This window comes from Streptomyces sp. NPDC059866 (genome assembly GCF_042731325.1).
GTDB lineage: Bacteria > Actinomycetota > Actinomycetes > Streptomycetales > Streptomycetaceae > Streptomyces > Streptomyces flavusporus.
Genome location: NZ_JBHWJT010000020.1, coordinates 141,203 through 154,228 on the forward strand (window position 1 = coordinate 141,203; position 13,026 = coordinate 154,228).

Annotated in this window: 12 protein-coding genes; 7 read left to right on the forward strand and 5 right to left on the reverse strand. The window is 72.4% G+C overall.

The features are described 5' to 3' along the window. Positions 1 to 33: 33 nt before the first annotated feature. Positions 34 to 468 carry a DUF6643 family protein gene (locus ACFV7R_RS29485; protein ID WP_385268778.1) on the reverse strand — a complete coding sequence of 145 codons (435 nt, stop codon included), beginning with the start codon at positions 466 to 468 and terminating at the stop codon, positions 34 to 36. Between the two features lie 301 nt (positions 469 to 769). Here ACFV7R_RS29485 and ACFV7R_RS29490 point away from each other — a divergent pair, with 301 nt between their 5' ends. Then, a complete protein-coding gene (locus ACFV7R_RS29490) occupies positions 770 to 2,014 on the forward strand; it encodes a TerD family protein (RefSeq protein ID WP_385268881.1) in 1,245 nt (414 codons plus the stop codon). Between the two features lie 19 nt (positions 2,015 to 2,033). Here the strand turns inward: ACFV7R_RS29490 and ACFV7R_RS29495 are convergent, their stop codons facing one another. Next, positions 2,034 to 3,209, reverse strand: a complete 1,176-nt coding sequence (locus ACFV7R_RS29495; protein WP_385268780.1) for a glycosyltransferase — start codon at positions 3,207 to 3,209, stop codon at positions 2,034 to 2,036. 57 nt (positions 3,210 to 3,266) lie between these two features. On the opposite strand from ACFV7R_RS29495, the gene ACFV7R_RS29500 reads away from it, so the two are divergent. Further along, entirely contained in the window at positions 3,267 to 4,052 is a 786-nt protein-coding gene (locus ACFV7R_RS29500; RefSeq protein WP_385268782.1) for a glutamate racemase, read from the forward strand. A gap of 105 nt (positions 4,053 to 4,157) precedes the next feature. Then, the gene (locus ACFV7R_RS29505; RefSeq protein WP_385268784.1) at positions 4,158 to 4,694 is read left to right on the forward strand and encodes a hypothetical protein; all 537 of its coding nucleotides are present in this window, start codon (positions 4,158 to 4,160) and stop codon (positions 4,692 to 4,694) included. Between the two features lies 1 nt (position 4,695). Here ACFV7R_RS29505 and ACFV7R_RS29510 read toward each other — a convergent pair whose 3' ends face one another. Further along, complete coding sequence (locus tag ACFV7R_RS29510) at positions 4,696 to 5,691, reverse strand: O-antigen ligase family protein (protein WP_385268786.1); 996 nt, start codon at positions 5,689 to 5,691, stop codon at positions 4,696 to 4,698. A 293-nt stretch (positions 5,692 to 5,984) separates the two neighbouring features. Between ACFV7R_RS29510 and lnt the strand changes: the two genes are divergently transcribed. The 4 genes from lnt to ACFV7R_RS29530 all read left to right on the forward strand — a co-directional run bounded on the left by lnt (position 5,985) and on the right by ACFV7R_RS29530 (position 11,026). Further along, a complete protein-coding gene (gene lnt, locus ACFV7R_RS29515) occupies positions 5,985 to 7,598 on the forward strand; it encodes an apolipoprotein N-acyltransferase (RefSeq protein WP_385268788.1) in 1,614 nt (537 codons plus the stop codon). Between the two features lie 67 nt (positions 7,599 to 7,665). Beyond that, on the forward strand, positions 7,666 to 8,145 hold the full coding sequence (locus ACFV7R_RS29520; RefSeq protein ID WP_129797583.1) for an NUDIX domain-containing protein: 480 nt from the start codon (positions 7,666 to 7,668) through the stop codon (positions 8,143 to 8,145). 54 nt (positions 8,146 to 8,199) lie between these two features. Next, the gene (locus ACFV7R_RS29525; RefSeq protein ID WP_385268790.1) at positions 8,200 to 9,000 is read left to right on the forward strand and encodes a 3-hydroxybutyrate dehydrogenase; all 801 of its coding nucleotides are present in this window, start codon (positions 8,200 to 8,202) and stop codon (positions 8,998 to 9,000) included. A gap of 103 nt (positions 9,001 to 9,103) precedes the next feature. Continuing rightward, complete coding sequence (locus ACFV7R_RS29530; RefSeq protein ID WP_385268792.1) at positions 9,104 to 11,026, forward strand: helix-turn-helix domain-containing protein; 1,923 nt, start codon at positions 9,104 to 9,106, stop codon at positions 11,024 to 11,026. A gap of 66 nt (positions 11,027 to 11,092) precedes the next feature. On the opposite strand, the gene ACFV7R_RS29535 is transcribed toward ACFV7R_RS29530, so the two are convergent. Together ACFV7R_RS29535 and ACFV7R_RS29540 are read right to left on the reverse strand one after the other, a co-directional pair. Next, positions 11,093 to 11,494, reverse strand: coding sequence for a hypothetical protein (locus tag ACFV7R_RS29535; RefSeq protein WP_385268794.1), 402 nt, complete (start codon positions 11,492 to 11,494; stop codon positions 11,093 to 11,095). A gap of 109 nt (positions 11,495 to 11,603) precedes the next feature. Continuing rightward, positions 11,604 to 12,974 (reverse strand): MFS transporter, encoded by a 1,371-nt coding sequence (locus ACFV7R_RS29540; RefSeq protein WP_385268796.1) that lies wholly within the window; start codon positions 12,972 to 12,974, stop codon positions 11,604 to 11,606. Positions 12,975 to 13,026 lie beyond the last annotated feature (52 nt).

A 13,026-nucleotide genomic window follows, 5' to 3' on the forward strand; every position in this document is an offset into this window, starting at 1 on the left:
GTGCCAGGCGAGACCGACAGCCCGGGGGTGGGCTCAGTAGCCGCGGTACTGCTGGTTGTTGTACGGGTCCTGGTACTGAGCCGGGGCGGGCCGGGGGGCCGCGGGGCGCATCGCCTCGTAACCCGTGCCGCCGGGCGCTGCGGGGCGCTGCTGCTGGTGCTGCGGGCCGGGGTACCCGCGCGGCGCGGCGGCCTGTTGCGGGATGTACGCCGTGGGCGCCTGCTGCAGCGGCGTGGGCTGCGGCGCCTGCGGGTAGCCATAGGCGGGCTGGGACGGGGCCGCCGGCAGGGCGGGCAGCGCCGACGGGAGGGCGGGCAGGTGGCTGCCCGGCGTGTCGTACACGGCGGGGACCCGGATCGGAGCGATCTGCGGGGTGCCCCGCTCGGCCACGAGCGAGTCGTAGATCGGGGTGTCCGGGAAGGAGGCGGAGTAGTAGCCGCCGCCATAGGTGGAGCGGGGGGAGGTCATGGCACATAAGTTAAGCCCACGATGTGCTGGTTGGGGAGACCGATAAGAGGGTTGTTTTCCGTGTCCGCGGTGACGTGGGATCCCCAATGCGAGCGAACTTGGGAAAAAGGGGCACCGAGCGGCGTTCGGATCGTGTAAAGGCTCAGTTCCCAGGGGGTTACCGGCGGTTGACCACTTGTCTTTCCGTACGCGCGCATGGGCGTTCGTCGGCGGTGGCAATAGGTTGTGGCGCACAGAGAAAATCGATGGCTGCCGGGGTGCGACCTTGGCGCGGTGACACGTGATGGGGGCGGACATGTCAATGCCGAAAGGATCGAATGTTCCGGTGCCGACGACGGCACTGCGGGTGGAACTCGGGTGGCGTTCCGGACCGGGCGTGCCCGACACCGACGCCTCGGCCCTGCTGCTGGCCGGTGGCAAGGTGCGCTCCGACGCGGACTTCGTGTTCTACAACCAGCCGCAGCACACCTCCGGAGCGCTCCGGCACGAGGGCAAGCGGGAGGCCGGCGGAGGGGTGACCGACACCCTCCTCGTCGACCTCGCGCGCATGGAGCCCGCGATCGAGACCGTGGTGGTCGCCGCCTCCGCGGACGGCGGCGCCTTCGGCCAGGTGCCCGGCCTGTACATCGAGGTCAAGGACGCCGCTCGGGGCACGGTGGTGGCGCGGTTCGACAGCGAGGGAGCCACGGTCGAGACGGCCTTCGTGCTCGGCGAGTTCTACCGCCGCCAGGGCGCCTGGAAGTTCCGTGCGGTGGGACAGGGCTACAGCAGCGGCCTGGAGGGCCTGGCCACGGACTTCGGGATCACGGTGGACGAGCCGCAGCACACGGCACCCACCGCGCCTCCGGTCACTGCACCCACGCCTGCGCCGGCCGCGCCGCCCGTCACCGCGCCGGCCCCGCCGCCGGTCCAGCTCACCAAGGTCACGCTCACCAAGGCAGCCCCGTCCGTGTCGCTGACCAAGCAGGGCGGAACGTCGGGTGCCCTGCGCGTGAACCTCAACTGGCAGGTGCGCAAACAGTTCTCGGGGTGGGGCAGCAAGCGCGGACGGGCGGTCGCGATGCACTCCGACCTGGACCTCGACCTGTGTGCCCTGTACGAACTCACCGACGGCAGCAAGGGCGTCGTCCAGGCCCTCGGCAACGCCTTCGGCGCGCTGCACCAGCCGCCGTACATCCACCTCGACGGCGACGACCGCACCGGAGCCGTGGCGAGCGGTGAGAACCTCACCGTCAACCTCGACCACAAGCACAAGTTCCGGCGCATCCTCGTCTTCGTCACCATCTACGAAGGCGCCCGCTCCTTCGCCGACCTGCATGCCACGGTCACCCTGCAGCCGCAGCACGGCGCCCCGATCGACTTCTCCCTGGACGAGTGCACCGTCCCGTCCCCGGTGTGCGCCCTCGCGCTCATCACCAACACCGGCCAGGATCTGGTCGTCCAGCGCGAGGCCCGCTATCTGGTGCCTGAGCGCGGCGTCAGCCCGCAGCGGACCGTCGACCACGCCTACGGATGGGGCATGAACTGGACCCCGGGCCGGAAGTGAGCCCGCGGGACACCGGCGCTCACCCCTCGTCGGGGATGGCGCCAGGACGGGCGTAGGTGCGGCCCTTCCAGGCCGCACCGCGCCCCCGGTGGTGCTGCACCGCGGAGTCGACCGTCATGAGGAGGTACACGAACGCGGTGAACGGCAACAGAGGAGCGAGCCACAGAGGCTGGCGGTAATAGCGGAGCATCGGGACGTACGTGCCCGTCATCACCAGCCAGGCCGAGCCGCCCAGCACCGCCGCGGCCGCACCCCCGCCGGCCGCACCGACGACCAGCGCCACGGGCGGCACCAGATACACCACCGTCAGTCCCGCCACGGTCCCGGCCAGCAGCAGCGGACTGTGCCGCAGTTGGGCGTAGGCACTGCGCGCGACCATCCGCCACAGATCGTGCAGGCGCGGATAGGGGCGCACGCTGTCCACCCGGTCGGCGAGCCCCAGCCACAGGTGGCCGCCGATGCTCCGGACGGCCCGCGCAAGCGCCACGTCGTCGATGACGGCGTGCCGGATGGCGTCCGGGATGCGCGCCCGCTCGGCGGCCTCGGTGCGCAGCAACACGCAGCCGCCGGCCGCTGCGGAGGTCCGTGCACCCTTCCTGCCGATCCGGCGGAAGGGATACAGCTGCGCGAAGAAGTAGACGAAGGCCGGCACCACGAGCCGTTCCCACCGGCTCTCCACCCGCAGCCGGGCCATCTGCGAGACGACGTCGAAGCCTCCGGTGCGGGCCGCCGCGACCAGCGCCCGCAGACTGTCCGGTGCGTGGGCGATGTCGGCGTCCGTCAGCAGCAGGTACTCGGGGCCACGCGCGCGTGCCAGGCCGATGCCGTGCCGCACCGCCCACAGCTTGCCGGTCCAGCCCGCGGGCGGCTCGCCCGGCGAGTCCACGGTCAGCGGCAGCCCGCCGTGCCGTTGTGCCAGTGCGCGGGCCAGCTCACCGGTGCCGTCCGTGCTGCCGTCGTCCACCAGGATGACCTCCGCCCGCCCCGGATAGTCCTGCGCGAGCAGCGACGGCAGACCGGCGGGCAGCACCTCCGCCTCGTCGCGCGCCGGTACGACGACACAGACGTCCGGCCACACGGCGGGCTCCGTCCGGGGCGGCAGTCGGACATCCGTACGCCAGAAGAAGCCCTGACCGAGCAGCAGCCACAGCCAGGCGACGAGTGATCCGGCGGCAGTCCACGCGATGGCGCTCACCCGCGCAGTCTGCCCCACCCGACCGGCCCGGAGGAGCCCATCGTCTATCGTGACCGGGTGAAGATCGCGCTCATGGACTCCGGAATCGGCCTGCTGGCGGCCACCGTCGCGGTACGGCGCCTGCGCCCCGACGCCGATCTCGTGCTCTCCCTGGACCCCGAGGGCATGCCCTGGGGACCGCGCACCCCGGAGGACCTCACCGCGCGCGCCCTGGCCGTCGCCGAGGCGGCCGCCGCGCACCGGCCCGACGCCCTCATCGTCGGCTGCAACACCGCCACCGTGCACGCCCTGACCGCCCTGCGCGCCCGCCTCGAACCGGCGCTGCCGGTCATCGGGACGGTCCCGGCGATCAAGCCGGCCGCGGCCGGCGGAGGCCCGGTCGCGATCTGGGCCACGCCCGCCACCACCGGCAGCCCCTACCAGCGCGGACTCATCCGGGACTTCGCCGACGGGGTGGAGGTCGCCGAAGTGCCGTGCTGGGGACTCGCGGAAGCGGTCGAGCGCGCGGACGAGACCGCCATCGACGCCGCCGTCGCCGCGGCCGCCGAGCTGACCCCGGCCGAGGTCACCACCGTCGTCCTGGGCTGCACCCACTACGAGCTGGTCGCCGAGCGCATCCGTGCCGCCGTGCAGCGCCCCGGCGCCCCGGCCCTCGTTCTGCACGGTTCGGCGGGGGCCGTGGCCGCTCAGGCCCTGCGCCGGATCGGGTCGCGCCCGGAGCCCGCGGCCGAGCCCGGCGGCACTGTGACGGTGCTGCTGAGCGGTCGTGAGGGCCCGCTGCCCGCATCCGCCCTGGCCTACGCGGAAGGCCGGCTCCTGTCGGCGGTCAGCCCCGTCCGGTGACCCACGGTCACTGACCGGAATCCCTCGGCCCGCCGGGCCGCCCGCCGGCCAGTCACTCTGTGCAACACCCTCCCCGCGCAGCGAAACCTGAGTAACCTCGTAGGTATGAGGGACCACGAGCACGGCTCGCACCCCGACGTCTGGACCTGCCGGGCCACCAACCGGGTCCAGTGGCTGCTGGCGCTGGGCGGCGCCGCCTGCCTGGCACTGGGTATCGAGCTCGCCGTCGACTCCACGTGGACCGACGGCATCGCCCCGCTCGTCATGGCGGTCGTCGGCTGCATCGCGGCCGGACTGCTGGTGCTGTTCGGCACCCTCGCGTTCGTGCACGTCGCGCTGAAGGTCGACAAGGAGTCCCTCGAAGTGCGGTGCGGCCACATCGGTGTGCCACGCCGCCGCATCCCCCTGTCGCAGGTCGTCGGTGCCGAGTTCGCCCCGTACGTCACCCCCCGCCAGTGGGGCGGCTGGGGCTATCGCTGGCGCCCCGAGAAGGGTACGGCGGTCGTCGTACGGTGCGGGGAGGGCGTGGTGCTGCGGCTCTGGGACGGCCATACGTTCACGATCACCGTGGACAACGCGGAGGCGGCCGTACGGGTCATCAAGTCGCGCCTGCAGGCCGGCACACCCGGCCCGGCCCGCTGAGTCACGGCGCCGGACGGTCCCCCCGCGCGACGCTCTCCCGGCGTGGCGACTCCTCGGCCAGCGGGCGTGCCGTGGCCAGGCCCGCGAGCAGCCCCGCCCCGGCCGACACCGCGGTGAAGCTCAGCGCGTTGCCGACCGCGGCGACGGCCGCGAGTGCCGTCAGCGCCGCGCCGGCGGTGAGGACGACCGGCGTGGGCCGCGCGGTGCGCCACAGGGTGTACAGCACCCAGCAGAACGCCGCCGCCAGCAGAACCACCCCGACGACTCCCTGTTCGGCGGCCTGCTGCAGGGGCGCGGAATGCGGTTTGCCGTCGGACAGCGGCGACCCGACGACGGTGGGGCTGAGTTCTCCGAAGCGCCCTGGGCCGACCCCCAGCACGTCCCCACGGGCCATGGCCAGCGCGTCCTGCCACAGCTCGACCCGGTGCCGGGTCAGCGGGCCCTCCACGGATGCGGCGAGTCCTTCGGGGAGCACGTTTGCGGCGACCGCCCAGCTCCCGGCGGTCACCAGCGCCGCCGCCAGGGCCAGGCCGGCGATGCCGAGGCCGCGGTGGTTCATCCGGCCCGCAGCGAGGGAGCCCAGCAACACCGCCGAACACGCCACGACGCCGATGACCGAACCGAGCGCGGCCGCGGTCAGCGTGATCCCGGCGGCCAGCAGCCGCAGGGCCAGCCGCATCGCCGGTACGGCGGTGGACCAGGCGGCACAGCAGGCGGCGCCGACGGACAGGGCCAGCAGCGCGGCGGTGGCGCCCGCGTTGCCGAGTGGCGCGCCGGGCTGTGGCCCCGGGGCGAGGTGCGGAACGGTGAGGGTCAGTCCGAGTCCGGCCAGTGCCCCGGTGCAGGGAGCGGCGACCGGTGCAAGCGCCCCGCAGATGCGTCCTGCGGCATAACCGGCGGCGACGGCCAGTACGGCGAGGAGCACGCCTTCCGGGCGGCCGTCGTGCACGGCTGCCGTGATCAGCGACCAGCCGGCGCAGGCCCCCAGCACGACCATGCCCACCGCGTCAGAAACGTTCCGTCTTTCGCCGTCCGCATCCGGACCGGCCACAGACGCCATCCCCGTGGACCCCACACGTCCCCCCGAACCCGGTCGCCCCCGACCTGACGGGCCCCAGCCGTCCCGTCTCACGACCCGGGGCCCGGGCACACGGTAACGGCTGATGGGCGGTTTGTGGATGACTGGTACCGAGTTGTGCAGGAACGATGCGGCAACGGCGCGGGAGGAGGCCGTCGTAGGCCGGGCCACCGCGTTCTCGGCTTCGAAGCCGGCCGCCGTACACTCCCGGAGTGACCGTCACCGCAACCTCCGTGGACGAGTCGGACGGCGTACAACCGCGGACCGCGCCCGAGTCGCGCGGCGCGCGCCTGCTGCGCCGCCTCGTCCCGGCCGCCGCCGCGGCGCTCTCCGGAGTGCTGCTCTACGTCAGTTTCCCGCCGCGCACCCTGTGGTGGCTGGCCCTGCCGGCCTTCGCCGTCTTCGGCTGGGTGCTGCGCGGCCGGAACTGGAAGGCGGCGCTCGGCCTCGGCTACCTCTTCGGCCTCGGCTTCCTGCTGCCGCTGCTGGTGTGGACCGGCGTGGAGGTCGGGCCGGGCCCCTGGCTCGCCCTGGCCGCGATCGAGGCAGTCTTCGTCGCCCTGGTCGGCGTCGGTGTCGCAGCGGTGTCGAGGCTGCCCGGTTGGCCGGTGTGGGCGGCCGCGGTGTGGATCGCCGGTGAGGCGGCACGCGCGCGCGTGCCGTTCCACGGCTTCCCCTGGGGCAAGATCGCTTTCGGGCAGGCGGACGGCGTCTTCCTGTCGCTCGCCGCGGTCGGCGGCACACCGGTACTCGGCTTTGCGGTCGTCCTGTGCGGTTTCGGCCTGTGCGACATCGTCCGCCTGACGGCGGAGGGCCGGCGCACGGGCGCGGTACGACGGGGAGCCGCGACCGTCGCGCTGCTCGGCGTGGCCGTGCCGGTGGTGGGCGCGCTCGCCGCCCGGCCGCTGGTCAGCGACCAGGCCGAGGACGGCACCGCGACCGTCGCCGTGATCCAGGGCAACGTGCCCCGCGCGGGGCTCGACTTCAACTCCCAGCGGCGGGCGGTGCTCGACCATCACGCCCGCGAGACCGAACGCCTGGCCGCCGAGGTCGAGGCGGGCAAGGTGGCACGGCCCGACTTCGTGCTCTGGCCGGAGAACTCCTCCGACATCGACCCCTTCGCCAACCCCGACGCGTACGCCGTCATCGACAGCGCCGCCAAGGCGATCGGCGCGCCCATCTCGGTCGGCGGTGTCGTCGAGCGCGACGGCAAGCTCCTCAACGAGCAGATCCTGTGGGACCCGGACAAGGGGCCGCTCGACACCTACGACAAACGGCAGATCCAGCCGTTCGGGGAGTACCTCCCGCTGCGCTCGCTGCTGGACGCGATCAACAAGGACTGGACCAGCATGGTCCGCCAGGACTTCAGCCGCGGCAGCGAGCCGGGCGTCTTCACGCTGGACGGCGTCAGGGTCGGCCTCGCCACCTGCTACGAGGCGGCCTTCGACTGGGCCGTGCGCGACACCGTCACCGACGGCGCGCAGATGATCTCCGTGCCGAGCAACAACGCCACCTTCGACCGCAGTGAGATGACCTACCAGCAGCTCGCCATGTCGCGCATCCGCGCCGTCGAGCACAGCCGCACCGTCACGGTGCCGGTCACCAGCGGCGTCAGCGCGATCATCCTGCCGGACGGGACGATCACCCAGAAGAGCGGGATGTTCGTCGCGGACTCGCTGGTCCAGGAGGTGCCGCTGCGCTCCTCCCAGACGCCCGCAACCCGGCTCGGCATCCTGCCGGAGATCGCCCTGGTGCTCGTCGCGGCGGGCGGCCTGGGCTGGGCCGTCGCCGCCGGTGTGCGCGGGCGGCGCGCGGGTGACGTGTAGCCGTACGCCCGCCGTCCGCCCCGGGAAGCGGTCCGGGGCCGGAGGATCTTCCCGTTAGGGTCGGCCCATGGCTACTCCTGACTTCATCCGCAGTCTGCGGGCTTCCGCCGGGCATCAGCTGTTGTGGCTCCCCGGGGTCACCGCCGTCGTCTTCGACGACGACGGCAGAGTGCTGCTGGGCCGCCGCTCCGACACCGGCATGTGGTCGCTGATCGGCGGCATCCCGGACCCGGGGGAGCAGCCCGCGGCCTGCGCTGTGCGGGAGGTCCACGAGGAGACTGCCGTGCACTGCGTGCCCGAGCGGGTGGTACTGGTGCAGGCGCTGAAGCCCGTCACCTACACCAACGGCGACACGTGCCAGTACATGGACATCACGTTCCGCTGCCGTGCCGTCGGCGGCGAAGCGCGGGTCAACGACGACGAGTCGTTGGACGTCGGCTGGTTCGACATCGACGCCCTGCCGCAGCTCAACGAGTTCGGGCAGCTGCGGATCAAGCAGGCCCTGTCGGACCAACCCACATGGTTCGACTCCACGAGTTTCGAATGAAGTATGGGCTTTGACCACATGGGGCGGGGTGCGCGAACTGCCTAGGGTCGAGCCATGAGCCTGCCCAACAGCCTCCCCGGCCCCCACGCCCCCTCGCTCGATCTCGGCGGCCGCACGGCCCTGGTCACCGGAGCTGCCGGTGGCATCGGCCGCGCCTGTGTGCTGCGGCTCGCGGCCGCCGGGGCCAAGGTCAGAGCGGTCGACCGGGACGACACGGGGCTGGAGTCGCTCGCCGGGCAGGCGGCGGGCCTGCCGGGCAGCGTCGAACCGCACGCCCTCGACCTCACCGACCTGGACGCCGCCGAACAGGCGGCCGCGGGCACCGACGTCCTCGTCAACAACGCCGGGCTGCAACTGGTCCGGCCCATCGAGGAGTTCCCGCCCGACGTGTTCCACACCGTGCTCACCGTGATGCTCGAGGCGCCGTTCCGGCTCATCCGCGGCGCCCTGCCCCACATGTACGGGCAGGGCTGGGGCCGCATCGTGAACATCTCTTCCGTCCACGGACTGCGTGCCTCGGCCTACAAGGCGGCCTACGTGGCCGCCAAGCACGGCCTGGAGGGGCTGTCCAAGACCGCCGCCCTGGAAGGTGCACCCCACGGCGTCACCTCCAACTGTGTGAACCCCGCCTATGTGCGCACCCCCCTGGTCGAGAAACAACTCGCGGACCAGGGCCGGGCGCACGGCCTGCCCGAGGACCGGGTCCTGTCCGAGGTGCTGCTGCAGGACAGCGCACTCAAACGGCTCATCGAACCGGAGGAGGTCGCCGAGGCGGTCGCCTACCTGTGCAGCCCGCAGGCGTCCTTCATGACCGGGACCTCGCTCGTCCTCGACGGCGGCTGGACCGCGCACTGACTCGACGGCGGCTGGACCGCGCACTGAGCGATCCGGCGCCCCGCGCGCCCGGAGTTTTCCACAGGGCTGACGGGGCGCCCGGGCAATGAGGAATCCTGTGAGCATGTCCCGCGATCACGTGCACTCCGCCGAGCGCTCCGCCGGCCTTCCGCCGGACGGCGGTGCCGAGGCGCCGTTCCTCGAACTGCTGGCCCGAGGCGCCTCGGCCGACGCCTACGAGCAGCCGGTGCTGCTCGCCCGCGCCGACGGACAGCCCGCCGAGCGGATCGCCGCGCTGGAAGCGGCGAAGCTGCTCGCGCTGCGCGTCCGCTCGGAGCTGGAGGGACGGCGCCGACGCGAGGCCGAGCTGTCCGCGCTGTTCGAGACCGCCCACGATCTGGCAGGCCTGCGGGACCTGGACGCCGTACTCCAGGCGATCGTGCAGCGCGCCCGGTCGCTGCTCGGCACCGATGTCGCCTACCTCAGCCTGAACGACCCGAAGCGCGGCGACACCTATATGCGGGTGACCGAGGGCTCGGTCGCCGCCCGCTTCCAGCAACTGCGCCTTGGCATGGGGGAGGGGCTCGGCGGCCTCGTTGCCCAGACGGCGCGCCCTTACGTCACCGACGACTACTTCCAGGACGACCGGTTCCGGCACACCCTCAGCATCGACGCCGGGGTCCGGGACGAAGGCCTGGTGGCGATCTGCGGGGTGCCGCTGATGCTGGGGCACCACGTCATCGGTGTGCTGTTCGCGGCGGACCGGCGGGCCCGGGTCTTCGAGCGGGAGCAGATCGCGCTGCTGGGCTCCTTCGCCGCCCTGGCGGCTGCCGCCATCGACACCGCCAACCTGCTCACCGAGACCCGCTCGGCCCTCTCCGATCTGGAGCGCGCCAACGAGATCATCCGGGACCGCAGCGGAGTCATCGAGCGCGCTTCCGACGTCCACGACCGGCTCGCCGAACTCGTCCTGCGCGGCGGCGGAGTGCACGACGTGGCCGCGGCCGTGTCCGAAGTCCTCGACGGCACCGTCGAGTTCACCGAGAGCGCCCCGGCCCGCGCGCTGGAGACCTCCCGCGCCGAAGGGCACGCCGTACGGCACCAGGACGACTGGATCGCCGCCGTCGCCGCGGGCGGCGAACTGCTCGGCGCGCTCGTTCTGCGCGGCCATCCCGGACTCGACCCCGTCGACCAGCGCACCCTGGAGCGCGCCGCCATGGTCACCTCGCTGCTGCTGCTCGCCCGGCGCTCGGCCGCCGAGGCCGAACAGCGGGTCCGCGGCGAACTGCTGGACGACCTGCTGGACGGCCGCGACCGCGACCCGCGCCTGCTGCGCGAGCGTGCCGCCCGGCTTGACGCCGACCTCGACGCCACCCATGTCGTGCTCGCCGCCCGCCTCGACGGCCCCCCGGCCGACGCCGACCAGGAGGCCGCCGCCCGCCGACGCCTGTGGTCCGCCGCCTCGCATCTCGCCGCGACCCGGCACGGCCTGGCCGCCGCCCGGGACGGCGGCACCGTCCTGCTGCTGCCCCTGGAACAGGGCGACACCGCCACCGACACCGCCCGCCGCACCGCCCACCACCTGGGCACCGCCGTCCACGAGCCCGTCACCGTCGGCGCCTCCGCCCCGGTGGAGGACCTCGCCACCTACCCCGACGCCGTGGCCGCCGCCTACGAGGAGGGCCGCCGCTGCCTCGACGTCCTACGGCTGCTCGGCCGTCGCGGAGACGGCGCCGCCGCCGAGGACTTCGGCTTCATCGGACTGCTGCTGGCCGACGACCGGGACATCACCGGCTTCGTCGAGCGCACCATCGGCCAGGTCGTAGCCTACGACGAACGACGCGGCACCGACCTGGTCCGCACCCTCGACGCCTACTTCGCCAGCGGGATGAGCCCTGCCCGCACCAAGGACGACCTGCACGTCCATGTGAACACCGTCGCCCAGCGCCTGGAACGCGTTGGCCGCCTCCTCGGCGACGACTGGCAGACCCCGGCCCGCGCCCTGGAGATCCAGATGGCACTGCGGCTGCACCGGCTGGCGCGCTGAGCGTCTCAGGGACAGGGGTCAGCCCCCGACCGAGATGCCGGCCGGGGGCTGAGAGGTCGGGTCGCCTTACTCGCTGAAGTACTTCATCTCCGAGCAGGGGCCGGGCGACGTGTCTTCCGAGCCGTCCACCGAACACACCTGCATCGCGTAGAAGTTGGTGCCCCAGACGTCGTACTGCATCTGAGCGTAGGTACCGGTTCCGCTGCCGTTGTACTTGGTCATGATCAGCGTGTAGTCGTAACCCGTCCAGGAATACAGGTAACCGCGCACGCCGTGGCCGTCGGCGTAATTGTCGTACACGCGGAAGTAGTCGCCGTCATCGACGTGCTGCATGCTGGCGACCTTGGTGCTGCTCTTGTACAGGTTGACCCAGGTGTCCGCGGCGAACGCGGGGGAGGCGCACACCCCCAGCGCGATGGCAGGAGCGGCCAGCACAGCTGCGGCGCGGGCGGACCAGCGTCGTGACATTCGATTCCTCTTCTCGATGGGAGTTACGGCTTCGCAACAGGAGGTGCGGGCCGGGCTCCGCCTGCCTGCGGACAGGCAGGCGGATTTCGTTACGGCGAAAGCCGTGGCTTCAGCGGACCGAGGCCGGGTCCGGGGCGTCCTGCTCGGAGGACGTGGCGCCGATCTGCGACAGGTCGCGGTGGCGGGTCTCGCGGGCCGCCAGCAGGGCGACGAGCGTGATGGCCACCGCGGCCAGCAGGTACAGCGAGATCAGGGTCGAGCCGTCGGACTCCACCAGCAGCGCCGTGGCGATGAGCGGTGCCGGAGCGCCGGCCGCGACGGACGCGAACTGCGCGCCGATCGACGCGCCTGAGTAGCGCATCCGCGTCGCGAACATCTCGGAGAAGAACGCTGCCTGCGGCGCGTACATCGCCCCGTGGAAGACCAGGCCCACGGTCACCGCGACGATCAAGAGGCTGAAGCTCGCGGTGTCGACGAGGGCGAAGAAGGGGAACGCCCAGGCGCCCATGCCAAGGGTGCCTAGCAGGTAGACCGGTCGCCGGCCCCACCGGTCGGACAGCGCGCCCCAGCCCGGGATCACCGCGAAGTGGATCGCAGAGGCGATCAGGACGGCGTTCAGGGCGGTCTGCTTCTCCAGACCGGTGTGGTCCACGGCGTACACCAGGATGAAGGCCGTGATCACGTAGTACGAGATGTTCTCGGCCATCCGCGCGCCCATCGCGATGAGCACGTCCTTCCAGTGGTGCCGCAACACGGCGACCAGCGGCATCTTCTCGACGGCCTCCTCGGCCTTGCGCGCCTCGGCCTGCGCCAGTGCCGCCTTGAACACCGGCGACTCGTCGACCGACAGGCGGATCCACATCCCGACGATCACCAGCACGCCGGAGAGCAGGAACGGCACGCGCCAGCCCCAGGACTCGAACGTGGCGTCGCTCTGAAGCGCCGTGAGCGCGGCCAGCACACCCGTGGCGAGGAGCTGCCCCGCGGGCGCCCCGGTCTGCGGCCATGAGGCCCAGAACCCGCGCCGCCGCGCGTCCCCGTGCTCGGAGACCAGCAGCACGGCTCCGCCCCACTCACCGCCGAGGGCGAAGCCCTGGACGAGCCGCAGCACGGTCAGCAGCACTGGAGCGGCGGTGCCGATGGTGTCGTGGGTGGGCAGCAGGCCGATGGCGAACGTGGCACCGCCCATCAGCAGCAGGCTCAGGACCAGCAGCTTCTTGCGTCCCAGCCGGTCGCCGTAGTGCCCGAAGACGAGAGCGCCGAGGGGCCGGGCGGCGAAGCCGACGGCATAGGTGAGGAACGAGAGCAGGGTGCCGACCAGGGGGTCGGACTCGGGGAAGAACAGCGTGTTGAAGACCAGTGCGGCGGCGGCACCGTACAGGAAGAAGTCGTACCACTCGATGGTGGTGCCGATGAGGCTGGCGGCGACGATGCGCTTCAGATTGCCGGGCGTTGGGGGAGCGGATGCTGCGGAGGCCATGTGCGCCACTTCCTCGTGTGCGGTGGGGACGGGTACGTGTTGGCACACCGTA

Excerpts from the sequence above, each read along its gene's own strand:
- ACFV7R_RS29520 (WP_129797583.1), top strand. The coding sequence starts at position 7,666 with ATGGCTACTCCTGACTTCATCCGCAGTCTGCGGGCTTCCGCCGGGCAT.
- ACFV7R_RS29490 (WP_385268881.1), top strand. The coding sequence starts at position 770 with ATGCCGAAAGGATCGAATGTTCCGGTGCCGACGACGGCACTGCGGGTG.
- ACFV7R_RS29540 (WP_385268796.1), bottom strand. The coding sequence starts at position 12,974 with ATGGCCTCCGCAGCATCCGCTCCCCCAACGCCCGGCAATCTGAAGCGC.
- ACFV7R_RS29525 (WP_385268790.1), top strand. The coding sequence starts at position 8,200 with ATGAGCCTGCCCAACAGCCTCCCCGGCCCCCACGCCCCCTCGCTCGAT.
- ACFV7R_RS29485 (WP_385268778.1), bottom strand. The coding sequence starts at position 468 with ATGACCTCCCCCCGCTCCACCTATGGCGGCGGCTACTACTCCGCCTCC.
- ACFV7R_RS29530 (WP_385268792.1), top strand. The coding sequence starts at position 9,104 with ATGTCCCGCGATCACGTGCACTCCGCCGAGCGCTCCGCCGGCCTTCCG.
- ACFV7R_RS29535 (WP_385268794.1), bottom strand. The coding sequence starts at position 11,494 with ATGTCACGACGCTGGTCCGCCCGCGCCGCAGCTGTGCTGGCCGCTCCT.
- ACFV7R_RS29510 (WP_385268786.1), bottom strand. The coding sequence starts at position 5,691 with ATGGTCGTGCTGGGGGCCTGCGCCGGCTGGTCGCTGATCACGGCAGCC.
- ACFV7R_RS29505 (WP_385268784.1), top strand. The coding sequence starts at position 4,158 with ATGAGGGACCACGAGCACGGCTCGCACCCCGACGTCTGGACCTGCCGG.